Source organism: Candidatus Kosakonia sp. 282A-S69 (assembly GCF_029433855.1).
Lineage (GTDB): Bacteria > Pseudomonadota > Gammaproteobacteria > Enterobacterales > Enterobacteriaceae > Kosakonia > Kosakonia cowanii_A.
Genome location: NZ_JAROAU010000005.1, coordinates 121,535 through 138,565 on the forward strand (window position 1 = coordinate 121,535; position 17,031 = coordinate 138,565).

A 17,031-nucleotide genomic window follows, 5' to 3' on the forward strand; every position below is an offset into this window, starting at 1 on the left:
GCGGGCGCGCTGAAACCGCCGCTATTTGTCCGCGCTCTGCTATTGATCTCCTGCTTGTAAATAAGACGATTATAATTCTGCTGCTAATTAAATTCCGTGCCTCTGAATATTAAGTTTTCTTAAGCATTCTGCTTTTTTTAATTATATTTCTGCAGGCTCAATCTTTTTTTAGAAAAGAGGATATATCGAGATAAAGTAATATTTTTCGCTGCCGATACTTACTTCAGGACAAATCGCGAAGGAGTGTGAAAAAACAATACTATTTCTTGAAAGATGGTGTCGGGAGTTATCAATGAACATTACAAAGAGATTGTTACTGGCTTTCTCGTTACTGATTATAAGCCTTATCGGCACAAACCTGATTGCGATATTTTCTTTATCGAAACTGGGTGAGTCGCAAACGAACTTTAAAGAAAATACCTTACCCAGCCTCGACATGATGAACAAAGAGATGCTGAAGGTGCTGACAATACGTGGCCAACTCTTCGTTCACGGCCTGACTGAAGATCCTGCCGGGATGGCGGAAGTAAAACAGAACGCATTAAAATTATATGACGATGTTTACGCCATGCATCAGGGTTATCTTAAAGATCTGGTTTCCGATCAACACGATCAGGATTTATCTAATAAAACGCTGGGCGATTTAGAAAAATTTCGCTTAGTGATGGATCAATTTTTTAAAGTCTCAGAAAGTAATGACCGGGCTGCTATTATTCAGGCTATGCGTAAAGGCGGGCCAGTTGCCGACAGTATTGCCATATTAATTAACGACTTTACCGATCAGGTCGCCTATAACAGTGAACTGGTAAATAAAGCGGTGGCTGATAACTCCAGCTTAATTAGTCGCTCAATGGTTTTATCCATTACCGCCACGCTGGCCGCCACGCTGGTTCTCGGTCTGTTTGGCCTCTTTACCGTGCTTAACATTAAGCGTCGTCTTAATGACATGCGCGATGGGATGGAGGGTATCAGTGAAAAACTGGATCTCAGCCAGACGCTCTCCACCGGGCGGATGGATGAGATTGGCCGTGCGGTCGCCGCGTTTAACCTGCTGGTCGAGCGTGTCGCTGAATCACTGAAGATGGTACGCGCCGCCTCAAGCTCGGTGAATACGGCGGCGAATGAGATTGCGCTGGGTAATAACGAACTCTCAGCACGTACCGAACAGCAATCAGCAGCAGTGGTTGAGACTGCCGCCAGCATGGAAGAGCTCAGCTCGACGGTGAAACAGAACGCCGAGAACGCTCATCAGGCGAGCCAGCTGGCCATTACTGCCTCGGATACCGCTGCACAGGGCGGCACCGTGGTCAGCGTGGCGGTAAACCGTATGAAAGACATTATGGAGAGTTCAAAACGCATCTCTGAAATCACCTCAGTGATTAACGGCATCGCCTTCCAGACCAACATCCTCGCACTGAACGCGGCGGTAGAAGCGGCAAGGGCAGGGGATCAGGGGCGTGGATTTGCGGTGGTGGCAGGAGAAGTTCGCTCGCTGGCCCAGCGTAGCGCGCAGGCCGCCAAAGAGATTGAAACCTTAATCAACGAATCAGTGAACTATGTCGAAGAGGGCGCTCGTCAGGTTGACCTGGCTGGTGAAACCATGAGCGGTATCGTTAACTCCGTCATGCAGGTGAAGGATTTGATGCAGGAGATCGCCGCTGCTTCTGATGAGCAGAACCGTGGCATCGGTCAGATTGCGCAGGCGATGTCTGAAATGGATACCACCACGCAGCAGAACGCCTCGCTGGTACAGGAGTCGTCGGCGGCAGCGGGTAGCCTTGAAGATCAGGCCACCAAATTGCAGCAGCTGGTGGATGTGTTCCGTTTACCGGGCCAGCAGCCGGCTCGCGCCAGTGCCAGCACAGTGAAAGCACCCGTACAGCGTGCCCGTCTGGCTCCTGCCGGCGGCGCTGATGAGGGCTGGGAGACCTTTTAAGTTCCGACACGCGCTTGTTTCCCGTGCAAGCGCTTTTTTCACGGTCGCGTTGCGTATTTCGCGACCGTGCTTTTTTTACTCTTGACGCAGTTGCAGATCCAGCGGCGTTTTACTCGGCTCACCGCCAATCTCCCGCGCCAGCTTCGGCACCATATAACCGGAGACCAGTGTCAGCAGCTCACGCATAATCTCCCGCGCTGTTTCATCGCTCACCATAAAGTGCGCCGCACCCTCTACCCGATCCAGCACATGCAGATAGTAAGGCAGGACGCCCGCGTCAAATAAGGCTTTACTGAGATCGGCAAGGGTTTGCGCATTGTCATTTACGCCGCGCAGCAGCACGCTCTGATTAAGCAGTGTGACGCCCGCCTGGCGCAGTTGCGCCATCGCTGCGCGAAAATCGTCGCCAATTTCCTGCGCGTGGTTGATATGGTTCACCAGCAAAATTTGCAGCGAGGAGCGGGCAAAACGGGCGACCAGCGTATCGGTGATGCGCGCCGGGATCACAATCGGCAGGCGGCTATGAATGCGCAGCCGCTTAAGGTGTGGAATGGCTTCCAGCTGCGCGATCAACCACTCAAGCTCATGATCTTTGGCCATCAGCGGATCGCCGCCGGAGAAGATGATCTCATCCAGCTCCGGGTGCGCGGCAATATAGTCCAGCGCGCCCTGCCAGTTCCGCTTGTTGCCCTGATTATCGGCGTACGGGAAGTGGCGACGGAAACAGTAGCGGCAATTAACCGCACAGCCGCCTTTTACCAGCAGCAGCGCGCGGTTGCGGTATTTATGCAGCAACCCTGGCACCACGCTACTCTGTTCATCCAGCGGATCGGTGCTGTAACCCGGCGCAGAGATAAACTCTTCGCTTGTGGTAAGTACCTGACGCAGAAGCGGATCGTTGACATCGCCTTTGCGCATGCGCGCGACAAATGCGCGCGGCACCCGCAGCGGGAAAAGCCGCTTTGCTTCGCGTCCACGTAGCAGAGCTTCATCGGGTTCTATATTTAAAATATGTAGCAGTTCATCGGGATCGGTGATTACATCGGCAAGTTGCAATAACCAATCTTCTCTGGAGGGGGTTTTTAGGGTTACAATGTGTGCCATTTTTTTGGCTAAGCTACCAGTTAACAATTTCAGAGGGCCTTATGGCGACTTACTATAGCAACGATTTTCGTGCCGGTCTTAAAATCATGATGGACGGCGAACCGTACGCGGTTGAGGCCAGCGAATTCGTGAAACCGGGCAAAGGCCAGGCGTTCGCACGCGTTAAACTGCGCCGTCTGCTGACCGGTACCCGCGTTGAGAAAACTTTCAAGTCTACCGACTCGGCTGAAGGCGCGGACGTTGTGGATATGAACCTGACTTACCTCTATAACGACGGTGAGTTCTGGCACTTCATGAACAACGAAACCTTTGAGCAGCTTTCTGCTGATAAAAAAGCGATTGGCGACAACGAAAAATGGCTGCTGGATCAGGCAGAGTGCATCGTTACCCTGTGGAACGGTCAGCCGATCAGCGTCACGCCGCCGAACTTCGTTGAACTGGAAATCGTTGATACCGATCCAGGCCTGAAGGGCGATACTGCAGGTACCGGCGGTAAACCGGCTACCCTGAGCACTGGCGCTGTGGTTAAAGTGCCGCTGTTCGTTCAGGTTGGTGAAGTGATCAAAGTAGATACCCGCTCCGGCGAATACGTATCTCGTGTGAAGTAATGCGCACAACCGCGACGTAGCGCTCTGCTGCGTCGCGGGTTCGTTGAGGCCCGCATAATGAAACGTCTCGCAAAACTCCTCTCACTGCTGCTCATCAGCTGCGCACTGCTCGCAGGCTGCAATACCGCGCGCGGTATCGGCGAAGATGTGCAGACCCTCGGTCATATCATTTCGCACGCCGCCAGCTAACCACTTCCTCTCGTCTTAAAAATTATCATTTTTCCCGTCGCTTCGCGGGAACTTGTCTATGCTTAAGTTGCTATACACAAACGATATTGGCAATAAAAGGAAGATATTATGGTTAAGAAGACATTTGTTGCGATCTTTTCTGTACTGGTTCTTTCATCCGTACTGACGGCGTGTAACACCACCCGTGGCGTCGGCGAAGACATCTCCGATGGCGGTAGCGCAATTTCTGGCGCTGCGACCAAAGCACAACAGTGATGACTGCCGGTACGGCCTGTGCCGTACCGTTAGTTTGCCTCGGGTAACGACAAAAACGGCGTAAAGCGGTTTCCCATCCCCAGCTTCATGCGAATGTTTCTTTTGTAGGTGTAAACGGTTTTACCGTTAATCCTCATTTTTGCTGCGATTGCCGCGTTATCTCTGCCTTCCATCCATAGGGTTAATACTTTCTCTTCCTGACGCGTTAATAACGGCGTCACAGCTCGTCTTGTCGGCCTGAGCGGGCGCGCCTGCATCATGGTATCAATAGCCTGCGCCACCTTCTCCAGCGGATCCGTTTTTTGCAAAATCGCCGCGATGGGAAACTGCGTGCAAAATGCCGAGAGCTGTGTGTCGTGGCCCGACTCCAGCAGCATCACCTGGCAGGATGCGCCGCACACTGAGAAGAGCGAAGCAAGTTGTTGAATATGATGAATTTCATCTTTAAAGCTGTGCAAATCAATAATCACCAAATCCGGCTGCCACTGCACAATATGCTCTTTCGCCAGCATTAAATTATGCAAAGCGGTGACAAGAAAAGCGGCGGGAAAGAGATCGGTTTGATTGAGCCAGGATTCCATCCCTGAGCGGGTGAAGTAACAGCGGTCAATCACGAGCATTTTGAACATATTTTTCTTCGCAGTCAGAGGGGGGCGCACGGCTTCCTGAACCCAGGAAAGCGATTCATCATATTCGCTGGATATGATGACTAAATGCCTGAATTCCGCTGCGAAGAGGGGCTATTTCTTGCTTTAACTTCCTGAATCTGAAAGGGCGATCGCGGGGTTGAAATCTGCATGTAAAGGGGCGAAAATGTGACCTTCTTCACTTGACTGACGGGACGACCCGACAGTATCACTCTCTTTCGGGGACGGCCCCGCACTGGAGCCAACTATGTCCTGGTTTATTCTTTTTATCGCCGGTCTGCTTGAAGTGGTCTGGGCTATCGGCCTGAAATATACCCACGGTTTTACCCGTATCACCCCCAGCGTTATTACCGTCGTGGCAATGCTGGTCAGCGTTGTGCTGCTTTCATGGGCGATGAAAACCCTGCCGGTCGGCACCGCATACGCGGTCTGGACCGGCATTGGCGCCGTCGGCGCGGCCATCGCCGGGATTGTGTTACTCGGCGAGTCCGCAAGCCTGGCGCGTATTGTTAGCCTATGTCTGATTGTGGCCGGAATTATTGGTTTAAAACTCAGCGCCCATTAATGGGGCTGATCGACCCATATCAGCTTATTCACTTCGAAGCCCTGACGGGTCGCCTCTGCCAGCATCTTCTCTTTCACCTCGGCCGGAATGGTCGGCGTGCGGGAGAGGATCCACAGGTAGTCGCGATCCGGGCCGCAAATCAGCGCATGGCGATACTCTTTATCCAGCGAGATGATGTTATAGCCGCCATAGAACGGGCCGAAGAATGAGACCTTCAGCGACGCGGTGCGCGGATCGCCGGTGAAATAGGCTTTACCAACCGACTCCTGCCATTTGCCGCGATCGGGGTTATAACCGCGGTTGATAACGGTTAACCCGCCATCGTCACGCAGGCTGTAGGCTGCGGTGACGCGCTCCAGACCACGCTCAAAGCGGTGATCGAAGCGGGCAATCTCATACCATTTCCCTAAGTAGCGTTGCGTATCGAAATTCTGCACCACGGTGACACCTTTTGGCGGCGTGGGGGTGCTGCAGGCCGTGACTAAAAAAGCAGCGGTGACCGCTGCGAAGATAGGCAGTAAACGCATGGTATTCTCCCTCCTGGCTTTTACGTAAGTGTAGAAGATGGCGGGAAATTTGCTCTCCTGCGCCTGCAGGAGAGCGACAGGTTTTACAGGAAAATCACGCCGACTAACGCAACGACAGTAATAATCGCCGCGAGGCCGTAGAAAATCCATTTGCCATGGGGCAGGTGCACTTTCAAATCGTGCATCATGTGGTGGATGCGGTGCAGCCCGCACCAGACCGGCAGCACAATCATCAAAAAGAGAAAGGCGCGGCCAACGAGGCTCTGGGCAAAGGTGATAACGCGCTCGTAGTTCAGCGCCTCGCCGGGGAAGAGACCGAGCGGCAGCAGCAGGCCGACCAGCAGGATCATCACCGGCGCGAAGATGGCGCTCCACATACCGCCTGCGCCAAACAGGCCCCAGAACATCGGTTCGTCAGAACGTTTTGGATTTGGGTTAATCATCATCAATTCCTCACCAGAAGAGGGCGATAAACAGCACAACCACCGTCACCACGGCAGTTACCACCCACAGCCCTTTTACCACCGGCTCTGGCCCCATCTTTTCGCCTTTCACCACAATCAGCGACGCTTTCGGCGCCAGATCGAACCAGGTTTTGGTATGTAGCAGCGCGGCTGCCAGCGCGATCAGATTGAGCAGCAGCACAACCGGGTTTTGCAGGAAAGCGACGAAGCCCATCCAGCTCTCCGGCCCATTTTTCAGCGCGAAAAGGCCATACAGCAGTTCCAGGCTGAACCAGACCGCCGGGATCGCTGTCCCTTCGCGCAGCATATAGAAGCGATAAAACGGCAGCGTTTTCCACCAGCTTGATGGCATGGGGCGAACCCAGGCCTTACGTTTAGTCGTCATCATGCACTCCTTAGCGTGGTTTCAGGGTGGCGATAAGAAAGTCTTTCGAACTCTCAATCTTGCCCTGCTGAATGGCGGCGGCCGGATCGACGTGCTTCGGACACACTTCCGAGCAGTAACCGACAAAGGTACAACTCCACACGCCGTTCTGGCCGTTGAGTTGCGCCATGCGCTCCTGCTTGCCGTGGTCGCGGCTGTCGAGGTTATAACGGTGCGCCAGCGTAATCGCCGCCGGGCCGATAAACTCCGGGTTGAGGCCAAACTGCGGGCAGGCGGCATAGCAGAGACCGCAGTTGATACAGCCGGAGAACTGGTGATACTTCGCCATCTGCCCCGGGGTCTGTTTGCCTGGCCCCTGATCGGGCGTGCGCGTATTACCGATGATATAGGGCTTAATCGCCTCAAGGCTCTCGATAAAGTGGGTCATATCGACCACCAGATCGCGCTCAATCGGGAAGTTCGCCAGCGCCTCGACCTTCAGCCCCTTCTCGTAGTCGCGCAGGAACGTTTTACAGGCCAGCTTCGGCACTTTATTGACCATCATGCCGCAGGAGCCGCAAATCGCCATCCGGCACGACCAGCGGTAGCTAAGATCGGGGGCAAGGTTATCTTTGATATACCCCAGCGCATCGAGCAGCGAGGTGGCTTCATCGTACGGAACGTCATAGAAGGCGCTGTGCGGCGCGTTGTCGACCTCCGGGTTGTAGCGCACCACTTCAATCTTCAGGTTCTTCATCTCAGACATTGTTCGTCTCCTTCTTCTCACCCGACTCCGCTTCTGCCCCGTAGACGCGTTTTGCCGGTGGCAGCGTGGTGATTTTCACGTCGCTGTACTCAAGCCGGGTTGTGCCGTCCGCCTCGCGGAAGGCGAGCGTATGTTTGAGGAAGTTAACGTCATCGCGCTCGGTACAGCCTTCATCGAGGCGCTGGTGAGCACCGCGCGACTCTTTGCGCGCCAGCGCTGAGTGGGCCATACATTCGGCAACATTCAGGCCATGGCCCAGCTCCAGGGTGTAGAGAATATCGGTGTTGAAGACGCTAGAGGTGTCGGTAATGCGTACCCGTTTGAAGCGCTCCTGAAGCTCAGCAAGCTTATCGACGGTTTTCTGCATCAGTTCCGGCGTGCGGTAAATGCCGCAGCCCTCTTCCATCGATTCGCCCATCTCATCGCGGATTTTCGCCCAGCTTTCGGTGCCGTTCTGGTTCACCAGCGCTTTCAGACGCTGTTCAACATCGGTGGCCTGAGCGTTGAGCGCATCCTCATTTGCCGGGCTGGCAGTAGAGGCGCGTTCAATCGCCTGCTCGCCCGCCAGACGACCAAAGACCACCAGCTCCGCCAGCGAGTTAGAGCCAAGACGGTTAGCACCGTGCAGGCCAACCGAGGAGCATTCACCGACGGCAAACAGCCCGACGATGCGCGATTCGCAATTCTGATCCGTCTCAATGCCGCCCATGGTGTAGTGCGCGGTCGGGCGCACCGGGATCGGTTCTTTGATCGGATCGACGCCGACATAGGCTTTTGCCAGTTCGCAGATAAACGGCAGGCGCTCTTTGATCTTCTTCTCGCCAAGATGGCGCAGATCGAGATGCACCACATCGCCGCGCGGCGTGGAGATGGTGTTGCCTTTACGCCACTCGTGCCAGAAGGCCTGTGAGACTTTGTCACGCGGGCCAAGCTCCATATATTTGTTTTTCGGTTCGCCGAGCGGCGTTTCCGGCCCCATGCCGTAATCCTGCAGGTAGCGATAGCCGTTTTTATTCACCAGGATACCGCCTTCGCCGCGGCAACCCTCCGTCATCAGAATGCCGGAGCCGGGCAGGCCGGTCGGGTGATACTGCACAAACTCCATATCGCGCAGCGGCACGCCGTGTGAGAGCGCCATGCCCATGCCGTCCCCGGTGACGATGCCGCCGTTGGTGTTATAACGGTAAACGCGGCCTGCACCGCCCGTCGCCATCACCACCGCGTTAGCGCGGATCTGAATCAGCGTACCTTCCATCATGTTCATCGCGACGAGGCCGCGTACGTGGTTATCATCCACCAGGATATCGAGGACAAAGTGTTCGTCGAAGCGATGAATTTGCGGGAACTGTAAAGAGGTTTGAAACAGCGTGTGCAGCATGTGGAAGCCGGTTTTATCGGCGGCGAACCAGGTGCGCTCGATCTTCATGCCGCCAAAGCGACGCACGTTCACCGTGCCGTCCTCGCGGCGGCTCCACGGGCAACCCCACTGTTCAAGCTGGGTCATCTCCGTGGGGCAGTGATGGACAAAGTAGTCGACGACATCCTGTTCGCAAAGCCAGTCACCACCTGCCACGGTATCGTGGAAATGGTACTCAAAGCTGTCGTGATCCTGGGCGACGGCGGCGGAACCGCCCTCGGCGGCAACGGTGTGGCTGCGCATGGGATAGACTTTTGAAATCAGTGCGATCCTGGCGTTGGGATGAGCCTGCGCCGCGGCAATCGCGGTGCGTAATCCTGCTCCACCTGCGCCAATCACAGCGATATCGGCTTGAAAGGTTTGCACGACATTCCTCCAGATTATTGTTGTTCCGCAACGATAAGCCAGGTGCGCTTGCCTTCATTACGGAAGGGGTCCACTGCTCCTTTTGGGGTAGCGGGCAGTATATCCATATTGACTGAGGGGAAATTTGACGTGTTCGAGTGTTTTGCTGTTCTTCCTGCTGATGCGGCTTCCAGCTTGATCGATATCATCTCTAAATAGCTCTTATCTATTTATTGATGCAGCCTATGAAAATTATCTGTGCAAAATTTGTCTAACCAGATCGATGCGGGTAGACTTCGTGCCCTTGTTAGAAATCGGAGAAAGAACCATGAGCGAGACGGCAACCTGGCAGCCGAGCGCATCCATCCCCAACTTATTGAAACGCGCGGCAATAATGGCGGAAATTCGCCGTTTCTTTGCCGATCGCGGCGTACTGGAGGTGGAGACGCCCTGTATGAGCCAGGCAACGGTGACCGACGTGCATCTGGTTCCCTTTGAAACCCGTTTTGTTGGCCCCGGCCACTCTCAGGGCATCAATCTCTACCTGATGACCAGCCCCGAATACCATATGAAGCGCCTGCTGGCCGCGGGCTGTGGCCCGGTTTTCCAGCTCTGCCGCAGCTTCCGTAATGAAGAGATGGGGCGCCATCACAACCCTGAATTCACCATGCTCGAATGGTATCGTCCGCACTATGACATGTACCGTTTGATGAATGAGGTGGATGATTTGCTGCAACAGGTACTCGAGTGCCCGGCTGCAGAATCCCTCTCCTATCAACAGGCGTTCCAGCGCTATCTGGAGGTCGATCCGCTTTCGGCGGATAAAGCCCAGTTGCGTGAAGTGGCGGCGAAGCTGGATCTGAGCAATATCGCCGATACGGAAGAGGATCGTGACACCCTGCTGCAACTGCTGTTTGCCATCGGTGTCGAGCCGCAGATCGGCAAAGATCGTCCCACCTTTGTTTACCACTTCCCGGCAAGCCAGGCAGCCCTGGCGCAGATCAGCACCGAAGATCACCGCGTCGCAGAGCGGTTTGAGGTCTACTTTAAAGGGATCGAGCTGGCAAATGGCTTCCATGAACTGACCGATGCCCGCGAGCAGCAGCAGCGCTTCGAGCAGGATAACCGCAAGCGCGCCGCGCGCGGATTGCCGCAGCAGCCGGTAGATGTCAATTTGCTGGAAGCGTTAAAAGCGGGCCTGCCGGACTGCTCTGGCGTCGCGCTGGGCGTTGATCGCCTGGTGATGCTGGCGCTGCAGGCTGAAACCCTGGCGGAAGTGATGGCGTTTAGCGTCGACCGGGCGTAACTGCCCGCTTGTGACGGGCGGTTACGCTCTACATAAAGGCTTCTCAACGAGCCGGATAAACGCAACGCTATCCGGCACTCAACGTCTTAGAGGCTGCCCGCCGGGCGGCTGCTTCTCCCCGCTGAAGATAACGTTTTGGCCGTGCGTTTACCGTCGAGGCTCTCAAGGCGCATCTGGAACGGTGGGAAGGGCAGGTCAATGCCGTGTTCACGGAAGCCCGCCAGAATAAGCTGGTGGATTTCGTGGCGCAGCGGCATGCGATGGCCCATCTCAGCCGCATAGATGCGCAGCTCAAACAGCTGTAGCCCGTGCTGCAGATCAACCAGGAACACTTCCGGCGGCGGGTTATCAATCACCAGCGAGCAGCGCTCGGCGGCGGTGTAGAGAATCTGTGTCACCTCTTCGCTGTTGGCATCGACCGGCGCGGGCACCGTCAGCACTACACGCGTAACGGAGTCCGACAGCGACCAGTTGATAAACTGCTCGGTGATAAAGGCCTTATTCGGCACGATGATCTCTTTGCGATCCCAGTCGCTGATCGTGGTAGCGCGGGTATTGATCTTTGTAATGCTGCCGGTCAAATCGCGGATCGTCACCGTATCGCCGATACGGATCGGCTTCTCAAAGAGAATGATCAGGCCGGAGATAAAGTTGGCGAAGATCTCCTGTAAACCGAATCCAAGACCAACACCGAGCGCGGCCACCAGCCACTGCAACTTCGACCACTCAATCCCAATCATCGAGAAGCCCACCAGCCCGCCAAACAGCATCAGCAGATATTTGGTGATGGTGGTGATGGCGTAACCGGTCCCCGGCGTCAGCTCAAGGTGCTGTAACAGCGCCAGCTCAAGCAAAGCAGGGAGGTTGCGCACCAGTTGGGTGGTGATAATAAACACCAGAATGGCAATCAGCACTGCGCCGAGCGTAATCGGCTCAAGGCTCTCGACGCCCTGTACCGTCGAGGTGACGTCCCATAGCGGAATGTTCTCGAGGAAGCCGAAGGCGGAGTGGATCTCAGACCAGAGGAAAATCACCGACAGCAGGGCGATAAGCATCAGGATCGAGCGCACCAGGCGCAGTGACTGCACGCTGATGGCGTCGAGATCGACTTCCGGCTCGTCAATTTCAGCGGTGCCTTCGGTGCTGAGCTGATGTAAGGCGTCCTCTTCGCCGCGTGCGCGTTGGGCGAGAATTTCCGCACGGCGGTGGCGGGCACGCTCAAAGGCCAGGCGGCGACGCTGAATAAACATCCAGCGGCGAATAATGTGATAGACCACCAGCAACAGGAACCAGATGGCGACGGAGGTTTCCAGCCTTGCCAACAGCGCCTGGGCGGTTGCCAGATAACCGACTGCGGCAGCGAGAATCGCTGACAGTGGGGCACACAGCAGCAGGTTCCACAGCAGGTGGTTCGCCATATTGTCCCCATTGCCGCTCTTATCGACATAGAGCGGAATACCGGCGCGTTTAAGGCTCAGGGTAACAATCGCCAGCGCACCGCAAATCAGGATAAAGCAGAGCCGCCCGAGCGATCCGGAGAATTCACGGTCGTTCAGGTTATCGAACATAATCAGCGCCATGATCAGCGGCACGATAAAGCCGATGCTCATCAGATAGTAACGTAACCCGCGCGCTACGCGGTTTCGCGGCCAGCCGAAGTGGACGACAAACAGCCCGGTTGGTCGCGCGAAGGTCGCGCAGATCATCACTGCCCACAGCAGCGGCACGGTAGCGGTAACACCATCGCCAATCGCCACCGCCAGCGGGTAGGGCCACGCCTCCTGCAAGCAGTAGCCAAGCGTTGCCCACAACACCGGCAATGGCGAGGCCACCAGAATGGACCAGAAGACGGTGCGCATAGTGAGCCAGAAGTGATCCTGCGTCACTTTGCCCACGCGGGCGCTGGAGCGCTCCAGGAAGCGGGTAAAGTGGCGACGTGAGTAAATACTTACCCCCACCAGAATCAGCGCGCCAAACAGCGGGAAGAGCGTCTCTTTACTGGTCAGCACCATCGCGCTCGCTTTGCCAAGCTGGCTGATGGTGTTCAGCGACAGCAGGCGGCGCAGATCCTGCACAATCTCAAGCGGCCAGGAGAAGCCCATCGGGCTGACATCCGCCGTCCAGAAGAGATAGCGGTGGGTCGCTTCGTTCACCTCTTTTAACGCATCTTCGAGCTGACTATTGGAAACTTTAAGTTTGGTCAGCTCAAGGATCAGCGTGTCGCCGCCCTGCAACAGCGAGTTGAGCAGTTCGCGCTGGGTGCGCAACTGCGCTTCGAGAATGCGGTTTTGTTCCGGCGTCAGGGCTTTGCCGTCTGCCTGGCGAATCTGCCGCAGCTGCGGCTGCTTGTTGAGGAGATCTTCATAACGCATGCGGTGCACACGCAGCTGCGCCATTTCGGTATCCAGCTGCTGCGGTTTCGGCATCTCCGGCAGACGAGCCACCTGCGCGCGCAGCGCCTCGCCGAGCATATTCGATGCGCCGAGCCACTGGGACTGTTCACGCAGGGTAGTGAGCGCCTGGCGTACCTGTAGCGTTTGTCCGGTCGCCTGACGCTGCTGCGAGGCGACCAGATCCATGCGCTGTGCCTGCTGGTTCAGCGCCTGCGAAAGCTCGCGGTTAACACGAAACTGCTCAACGATACTGGCGGGCAGGTTCGCGCTGCTCTCCGCCAGCATCTCCGTGCTCTCCAGCGCCTGCTCGGCTTCGCGCTGACGCTGGCTGTTGAGTTGGTTACGCAGCGCCTGCAGATAGGCGTCCAGCCGCTCGCTCTGCTTTTGCGCCAGCTCTGAACGCATACGCGCCAGCTCCTGGCGGTTGTTAGCTGAAAGCTGCGCCAGCTCTAATTCATCAACCAGTGCTTTCAGCTTTGCTGATTCTGCCTGAGCGACAAAGTTTTGCGCCTGGGCAAGCGCTGAGTTGCTGGTTTGCGCGCCCAGGCGACGCTCCACTTCTGTCACCTGGCGACGGGCATCGGTTTGCTGCTGGGGAAGCTGGCTTAAAGAGTCGCTGATCTCCCGCGCGCGCTCCTGCTCCTGCTGCGCCTGGCGCGTCTTCTCCAGCAGTTGGCTGCTGACTTGCAGGATCTCCTGGTTGAGCGCGTCGCTGCTCATGCCCGGTGAAACGGCAGGGGGATCGTCGCGCAGATTATCGAGCTGGGCGCGAAGCGTGCGGGAAAGCTTGGGGAAGTTGTCGATCACCTCCTGATACTGCTGGGCACGTTCAAGCGAGCCTTTACGCTCGTCGAGGGCGTTTAGCGCGCCTTGCAGCGTCTCAACAATTTCCGCCTGGTCCGGCGTGTTTTTCGCCGCTTTAGCTTGCTCCAGCTCCTGGGCAATTTGACGGGCATCGGGAGCCGTTGCGGCAACGGCTCCCTGGCTGAGGCACCAGGCCATCAGAAAAGCGATAATCAGGCGCACTGCAGTCTCCCTGGGGTGAGGCTTAAACGTCTTCTTTGGTATCGTCAACCAGCGGGTTGGCGTCATGTTCCGCTTTAATTTCTTCTTCCGGCAGCGGCGCTGGCTCCTGTGCATCGACAGGCACAAACGGCTCTGTGGAGAGCGCCAGCGGCTGACCTATTTTGGTCACCGAGAGGCTGCGTAAGGCGTCAACCAGCTGCACTTTACCCGGCGCAAACAGGTTGATAACGGTGGAGCCGAGCTTGAAGCGACCCATCTCCTGGCCTTTCAACAGCGCGACTGCGCCTTCGTTTTCACCTTCCGGGAAGGTCCAGCGTTTGATGATCCCTTCGCGCGGCGGCGTGACGGTGCCCGCCCAGACAGTTTCAATGCTGCCAACAATGGTCGCGCCGACCAGAATTTGCGCCATTGGGCCAAACTCAGTGTCAAACAGGCAAATTACGCGCTCGTTACGGGCGAAGAGGTTGGGGACGTTCTGCGCCGTTAAGTGGTTAACGGAGAAGAGGTCGCCCGGCACATAGATCATTTCGCGCAGGATGCCGTTGCACGGCATATGTACGCGATGGTAGTCGCGCGGCGAAAGGTAGGTGGTAACAAAGCTACCGTTACGGAACAGGTCTGCCATCAGGTAGTTGCCCGCCAGCAGCGCTTCGAGACTGTAATTATGGCCTTTGGCCTGCAGGATTTTGTCATTATCGATCGCGCCAAGCTGGCTAACTACGCCGTCCGCCGGCATCACCAGCACGTTCGGATCGGTATTGAGCGGGCGCACATCATCGCGCAGCGGGCGCACGAAGAATTCGTTAAAGGAGCGGTAGCTGGCGGTATCCGGCTTCTGCGCCTCTTTCATATCGACCTTGTAGTATTTCACGAACAGATCGATAACCAGTTTGGTCAGCCAGCCTGCACGTTTGCTTGCGCCCCAGCCCGCCAGGCGAGTGAGCCACAGTTTCGGCAGAATGTATTGAAGCGAAAGTTTGAATGAGTTTAACAAGGTAGCCTCCAGGCCATTGTTTACTGTCGTTCCTGACCCGACGCCCGGCGTCGGAGTCTTAAAATGGGGGACGATTCTAACGACGCTTAGCTTAGTTGTCAGTCATCTGATTCAGAAAAGCTTTTACGCGTCTTTACCTGCGACATACTTTCCAGAATACGGTGATAATTTTCGAAGCGGCTTTCGGCGATTTTGCCGCTCTCTACCGCCTCGCGGATCGCACAACCGGGATCGGTATCGTGCTTGCAGTCGCGGTATTTGCAGTGACCGAGATAATCATGGAATTCGACAAAACCGTGGGTGATTTGTTCCGGTTCGAGATGCCAGAGGCCGAACTCGCGCACGCCCGGAGAATCAATCACATCCCCGCCCTGCGGGAAGTGGTAGAGGCGCGCAGCGGTGGTGGTGTGCTGGCCTAAACCTGAGACGTCAGAGACGTCATTAGTGAGGATCTGCTCCTCATTGAGGCCGAGCAGCGCATTGAGCAGGCTCGATTTGCCGACGCCGGACTGGCCAGCAAAGATGCTGATGCGATCGGTCAGCGCCGCGATAAGCGGATCGAGGCCATCTTTTGCATGGCTGGAGACCATCAACACGCGGTAGCCGATATGGCGATAGATATCCATCTGCTCGTTGACGAACGCCATGCCCTCATCATCCAGCAGATCGGTTTTATTCAGCACCAGCAATGGCTCAACGTCTAAAGCTTCGCACGCCACCAGATAGCGGTCGATAATGTTGAGTGAGAGTTCTGGCAGGATTGCCGAGACGATAACAATTTGATCGATATTGGCGGCGATGGGTTTGACGCCATCGTAGAAATCCGGGCGCGTCAGCACCGAGGTACGCTCGTGCACCGCTTCGACAATCCCTTTCACGTTGACCCCTTCCGCGGCCGCTTTACCTGGCCGCCAGACCACGCGATCGCCAGTCACCAGCGAGCGGATCGTGCGGCGAATGTTGCAGCGATGCACGTCGCCATCGGCGGATTCTACATCGGCATGCATACCAAAGCGGCTAATGACCACCCCTTCGGCCTTTTCGCCAAACAGGTTGTCATCGTAATCAGGTTTCTCCGTCGAGGTTTTCAGTCGGCGCTCATGGTTCGCTTTAACGCGGCGCTGCTGCCCCTTGGAGAGTTTATTTTTACTCAATCGTGCTGGCTCCTGGTCGCCCCGGATGGGCAAAACCTCTATGATACACGCAATTCTAGATGAATATAGTGATGCGATAAGGGTGGAAAATAGCATGAGCGCAAATGAAAACAACCTCATTTGGATTGATCTCGAAATGACGGGCTTAGATCCCGAGCGCGATCGCATTATTGAGATCGCGACTCTGGTAACCGACGCCAACCTCAATATCCTGGCGGAAGGGCCGGTGATGGCAGTGCATCAATCCGACGCGCAGTTGGCGTTGATGGATGAGTGGAACGTGCGAACCCACACCGGCAGCGGCCTGGTTGAACGCGTTAAAGCAAGCCCCTTTGACGATCGCGCCGCGGAACTGGCGACGATTGAGTTTCTGAAAGAGTGGGTACCGGCCGGTAAATCGCCCATTTGCGGCAACAGCATCGGTCAGGATCGCCGCTTCCTGTTTAAGTACATGCCGGAGCTGGAAGCCTACTTCCACTATCGCTATCTTGATGTCAGCACGCTGAAAGAGCTGGCACGCCGCTGGAAGCCAGAAGTGCTTACCGGTCTGAAAAAGCAGAATACCCACCAGGCGCTGGATGATATCCGCGAATCGGTGGCGGAGCTGGCTTACTACCGCGAACACTTTATTAAACTGTAAGCGCGGAGAGGCGCAGAGCCGATAAGCCGTTTTCGGCTCTGCAAGCCAGTGCTGACGCGGGTTTGCTGCAAAAATGTGCGTTTTGTCGATTAAATCGGCAGTTAAACAAAAAAAACGAAAATTTGCTTTCAGGGGCTTGCAGCAGGAATGATTTCTCGTATAATGCGCCTCCCGTGAAGACACAGAAATGTGAAACACGGCATCACGAAATTTCAGCGGTTAAAGGCTTTAACATGTTGAAATAGCGCTGATAAGCGGGAATAGCTCAGTTGGTAGAGCACGACCTTGCCAAGGTCGGGGTCGCGAGTTCGAGTCTCGTTTCCCGCTCCAA

The 17,031-nt window shown here is 55.8% G+C and carries 17 protein-coding genes and 1 tRNA gene; 8 read left to right on the forward strand and 10 right to left on the reverse strand.

Going from position 1 to position 17,031, the window contains the following annotated elements:
• The first annotated feature begins 292 nt into the window (after positions 1 to 292).
• Positions 293 to 1,936, forward strand: coding sequence for a methyl-accepting chemotaxis protein (locus PU683_RS21390; protein ID WP_277174600.1), 1,644 nt, complete (start codon positions 293 to 295; stop codon positions 1,934 to 1,936).
• A 75-nt stretch (positions 1,937 to 2,011) separates the two neighbouring features.
• Here the strand turns inward: PU683_RS21390 and epmB are convergent, their stop codons facing one another.
• Positions 2,012 to 3,040 carry an EF-P beta-lysylation protein EpmB gene (gene epmB, locus PU683_RS21395; protein ID WP_277174601.1) on the reverse strand — a complete coding sequence of 343 codons (1,029 nt, stop codon included), beginning with the start codon at positions 3,038 to 3,040 and terminating at the stop codon, positions 2,012 to 2,014.
• Positions 3,041 to 3,081: 41 nt separating this feature from the next.
• On the opposite strand from epmB, the gene efp reads away from it, so the two are divergent.
• The 3 genes from efp (at position 3,082) to ecnB (ending at position 4,092) form a co-directional block, all read left to right on the forward strand.
• Positions 3,082 to 3,648: an elongation factor P gene (gene efp / locus PU683_RS21400; protein ID WP_187801049.1), complete on the forward strand. Its 567-nt coding sequence runs from the start codon at positions 3,082 to 3,084 to the stop codon at positions 3,646 to 3,648.
• Between the two features lie 57 nt (positions 3,649 to 3,705).
• Complete coding sequence (locus PU683_RS21405; protein ID WP_042718504.1) at positions 3,706 to 3,837, forward strand: entericidin A/B family lipoprotein; 132 nt, start codon at positions 3,706 to 3,708, stop codon at positions 3,835 to 3,837.
• Positions 3,838 to 3,945: 108 nt separating this feature from the next.
• Positions 3,946 to 4,092: a lipoprotein toxin entericidin B gene (gene ecnB, locus PU683_RS21410; RefSeq protein ID WP_023478333.1), complete on the forward strand. Its 147-nt coding sequence runs from the start codon at positions 3,946 to 3,948 to the stop codon at positions 4,090 to 4,092.
• A 29-nt stretch (positions 4,093 to 4,121) separates the two neighbouring features.
• On the opposite strand, the gene PU683_RS21415 is transcribed toward ecnB, so the two are convergent.
• On the reverse strand, positions 4,122 to 4,721 hold the full coding sequence (locus PU683_RS21415; protein ID WP_277174602.1) for a helix-turn-helix transcriptional regulator: 600 nt from the start codon (positions 4,719 to 4,721) through the stop codon (positions 4,122 to 4,124).
• Positions 4,722 to 4,986: 265 nt separating this feature from the next.
• On the opposite strand from PU683_RS21415, the gene sugE reads away from it, so the two are divergent.
• Entirely contained in the window at positions 4,987 to 5,304 is a 318-nt protein-coding gene (gene sugE / locus PU683_RS21420) for a quaternary ammonium compound efflux SMR transporter SugE (protein WP_277174603.1), read from the forward strand.
• Here sugE and PU683_RS21425 read toward each other — a convergent pair.
• The 5 genes from PU683_RS21425 to frdA all read right to left on the reverse strand — a co-directional run bounded on the left by PU683_RS21425 (position 5,301) and on the right by frdA (position 9,208).
• A complete protein-coding gene (locus PU683_RS21425; RefSeq protein WP_277174604.1) occupies positions 5,301 to 5,831 on the reverse strand; it encodes a lipocalin family protein in 531 nt (176 codons plus the stop codon). The two genes, sugE and PU683_RS21425, sit on opposite strands and share 4 nt — an antisense overlap.
• Positions 5,832 to 5,914: 83 nt before the next feature.
• Positions 5,915 to 6,274: a fumarate reductase subunit FrdD gene (frdD, locus tag PU683_RS21430; RefSeq protein ID WP_277174695.1), complete on the reverse strand. Its 360-nt coding sequence runs from the start codon at positions 6,272 to 6,274 to the stop codon at positions 5,915 to 5,917.
• Positions 6,275 to 6,284: 10 nt separating this feature from the next.
• The gene (frdC, locus tag PU683_RS21435; RefSeq protein WP_277174696.1) at positions 6,285 to 6,680 is read right to left on the reverse strand and encodes a fumarate reductase subunit FrdC; all 396 of its coding nucleotides are present in this window, start codon (positions 6,678 to 6,680) and stop codon (positions 6,285 to 6,287) included.
• 10 nt (positions 6,681 to 6,690) lie between these two features.
• Complete coding sequence (locus PU683_RS21440) at positions 6,691 to 7,425, reverse strand: succinate dehydrogenase/fumarate reductase iron-sulfur subunit (protein ID WP_277174605.1); 735 nt, start codon at positions 7,423 to 7,425, stop codon at positions 6,691 to 6,693.
• Positions 7,418 to 9,208, reverse strand: coding sequence for a fumarate reductase (quinol) flavoprotein subunit (gene frdA / locus PU683_RS21445; protein ID WP_277174606.1), 1,791 nt, complete (start codon positions 9,206 to 9,208; stop codon positions 7,418 to 7,420). The genes PU683_RS21440 and frdA overlap by 8 nt, the downstream gene beginning before the upstream one ends.
• 307 nt (positions 9,209 to 9,515) lie before the next feature.
• Here frdA and epmA point away from each other — a divergent pair, with 307 nt between their 5' ends.
• Positions 9,516 to 10,493, forward strand: coding sequence for an elongation factor P--(R)-beta-lysine ligase (gene epmA / locus PU683_RS21450; protein ID WP_277174607.1), 978 nt, complete (start codon positions 9,516 to 9,518; stop codon positions 10,491 to 10,493).
• A gap of 86 nt (positions 10,494 to 10,579) precedes the next feature.
• On the opposite strand, the gene mscM is transcribed toward epmA, so the two are convergent.
• The 3 genes from mscM to rsgA form a co-directional block, all read right to left on the reverse strand.
• Positions 10,580 to 13,912, reverse strand: a complete 3,333-nt coding sequence (gene mscM / locus PU683_RS21455) for a miniconductance mechanosensitive channel MscM (RefSeq protein WP_277174608.1) — start codon at positions 13,910 to 13,912, stop codon at positions 10,580 to 10,582.
• Positions 13,913 to 13,934: 22 nt separating this feature from the next.
• On the reverse strand, positions 13,935 to 14,906 hold the full coding sequence (asd, locus tag PU683_RS21460) for an archaetidylserine decarboxylase (protein WP_277174609.1): 972 nt from the start codon (positions 14,904 to 14,906) through the stop codon (positions 13,935 to 13,937).
• A gap of 98 nt (positions 14,907 to 15,004) precedes the next feature.
• Positions 15,005 to 16,060 carry a small ribosomal subunit biogenesis GTPase RsgA gene (rsgA, locus tag PU683_RS21465; RefSeq protein WP_277174610.1) on the reverse strand — a complete coding sequence of 352 codons (1,056 nt, stop codon included), beginning with the start codon at positions 16,058 to 16,060 and terminating at the stop codon, positions 15,005 to 15,007.
• Positions 16,061 to 16,154: 94 nt separating this feature from the next.
• Between rsgA and orn the strand changes: the two genes are divergently transcribed.
• Together orn and PU683_RS21475 are read left to right on the forward strand one after the other, a co-directional pair.
• Positions 16,155 to 16,700, forward strand: a complete 546-nt coding sequence (gene orn / locus PU683_RS21470) for an oligoribonuclease (RefSeq protein WP_277174611.1) — start codon at positions 16,155 to 16,157, stop codon at positions 16,698 to 16,700.
• A 254-nt stretch (positions 16,701 to 16,954) separates the two neighbouring features.
• A tRNA-Gly gene (locus PU683_RS21475) sits at positions 16,955 to 17,030 on the forward strand.
• Position 17,031: the final 1 nt, after the last annotated feature.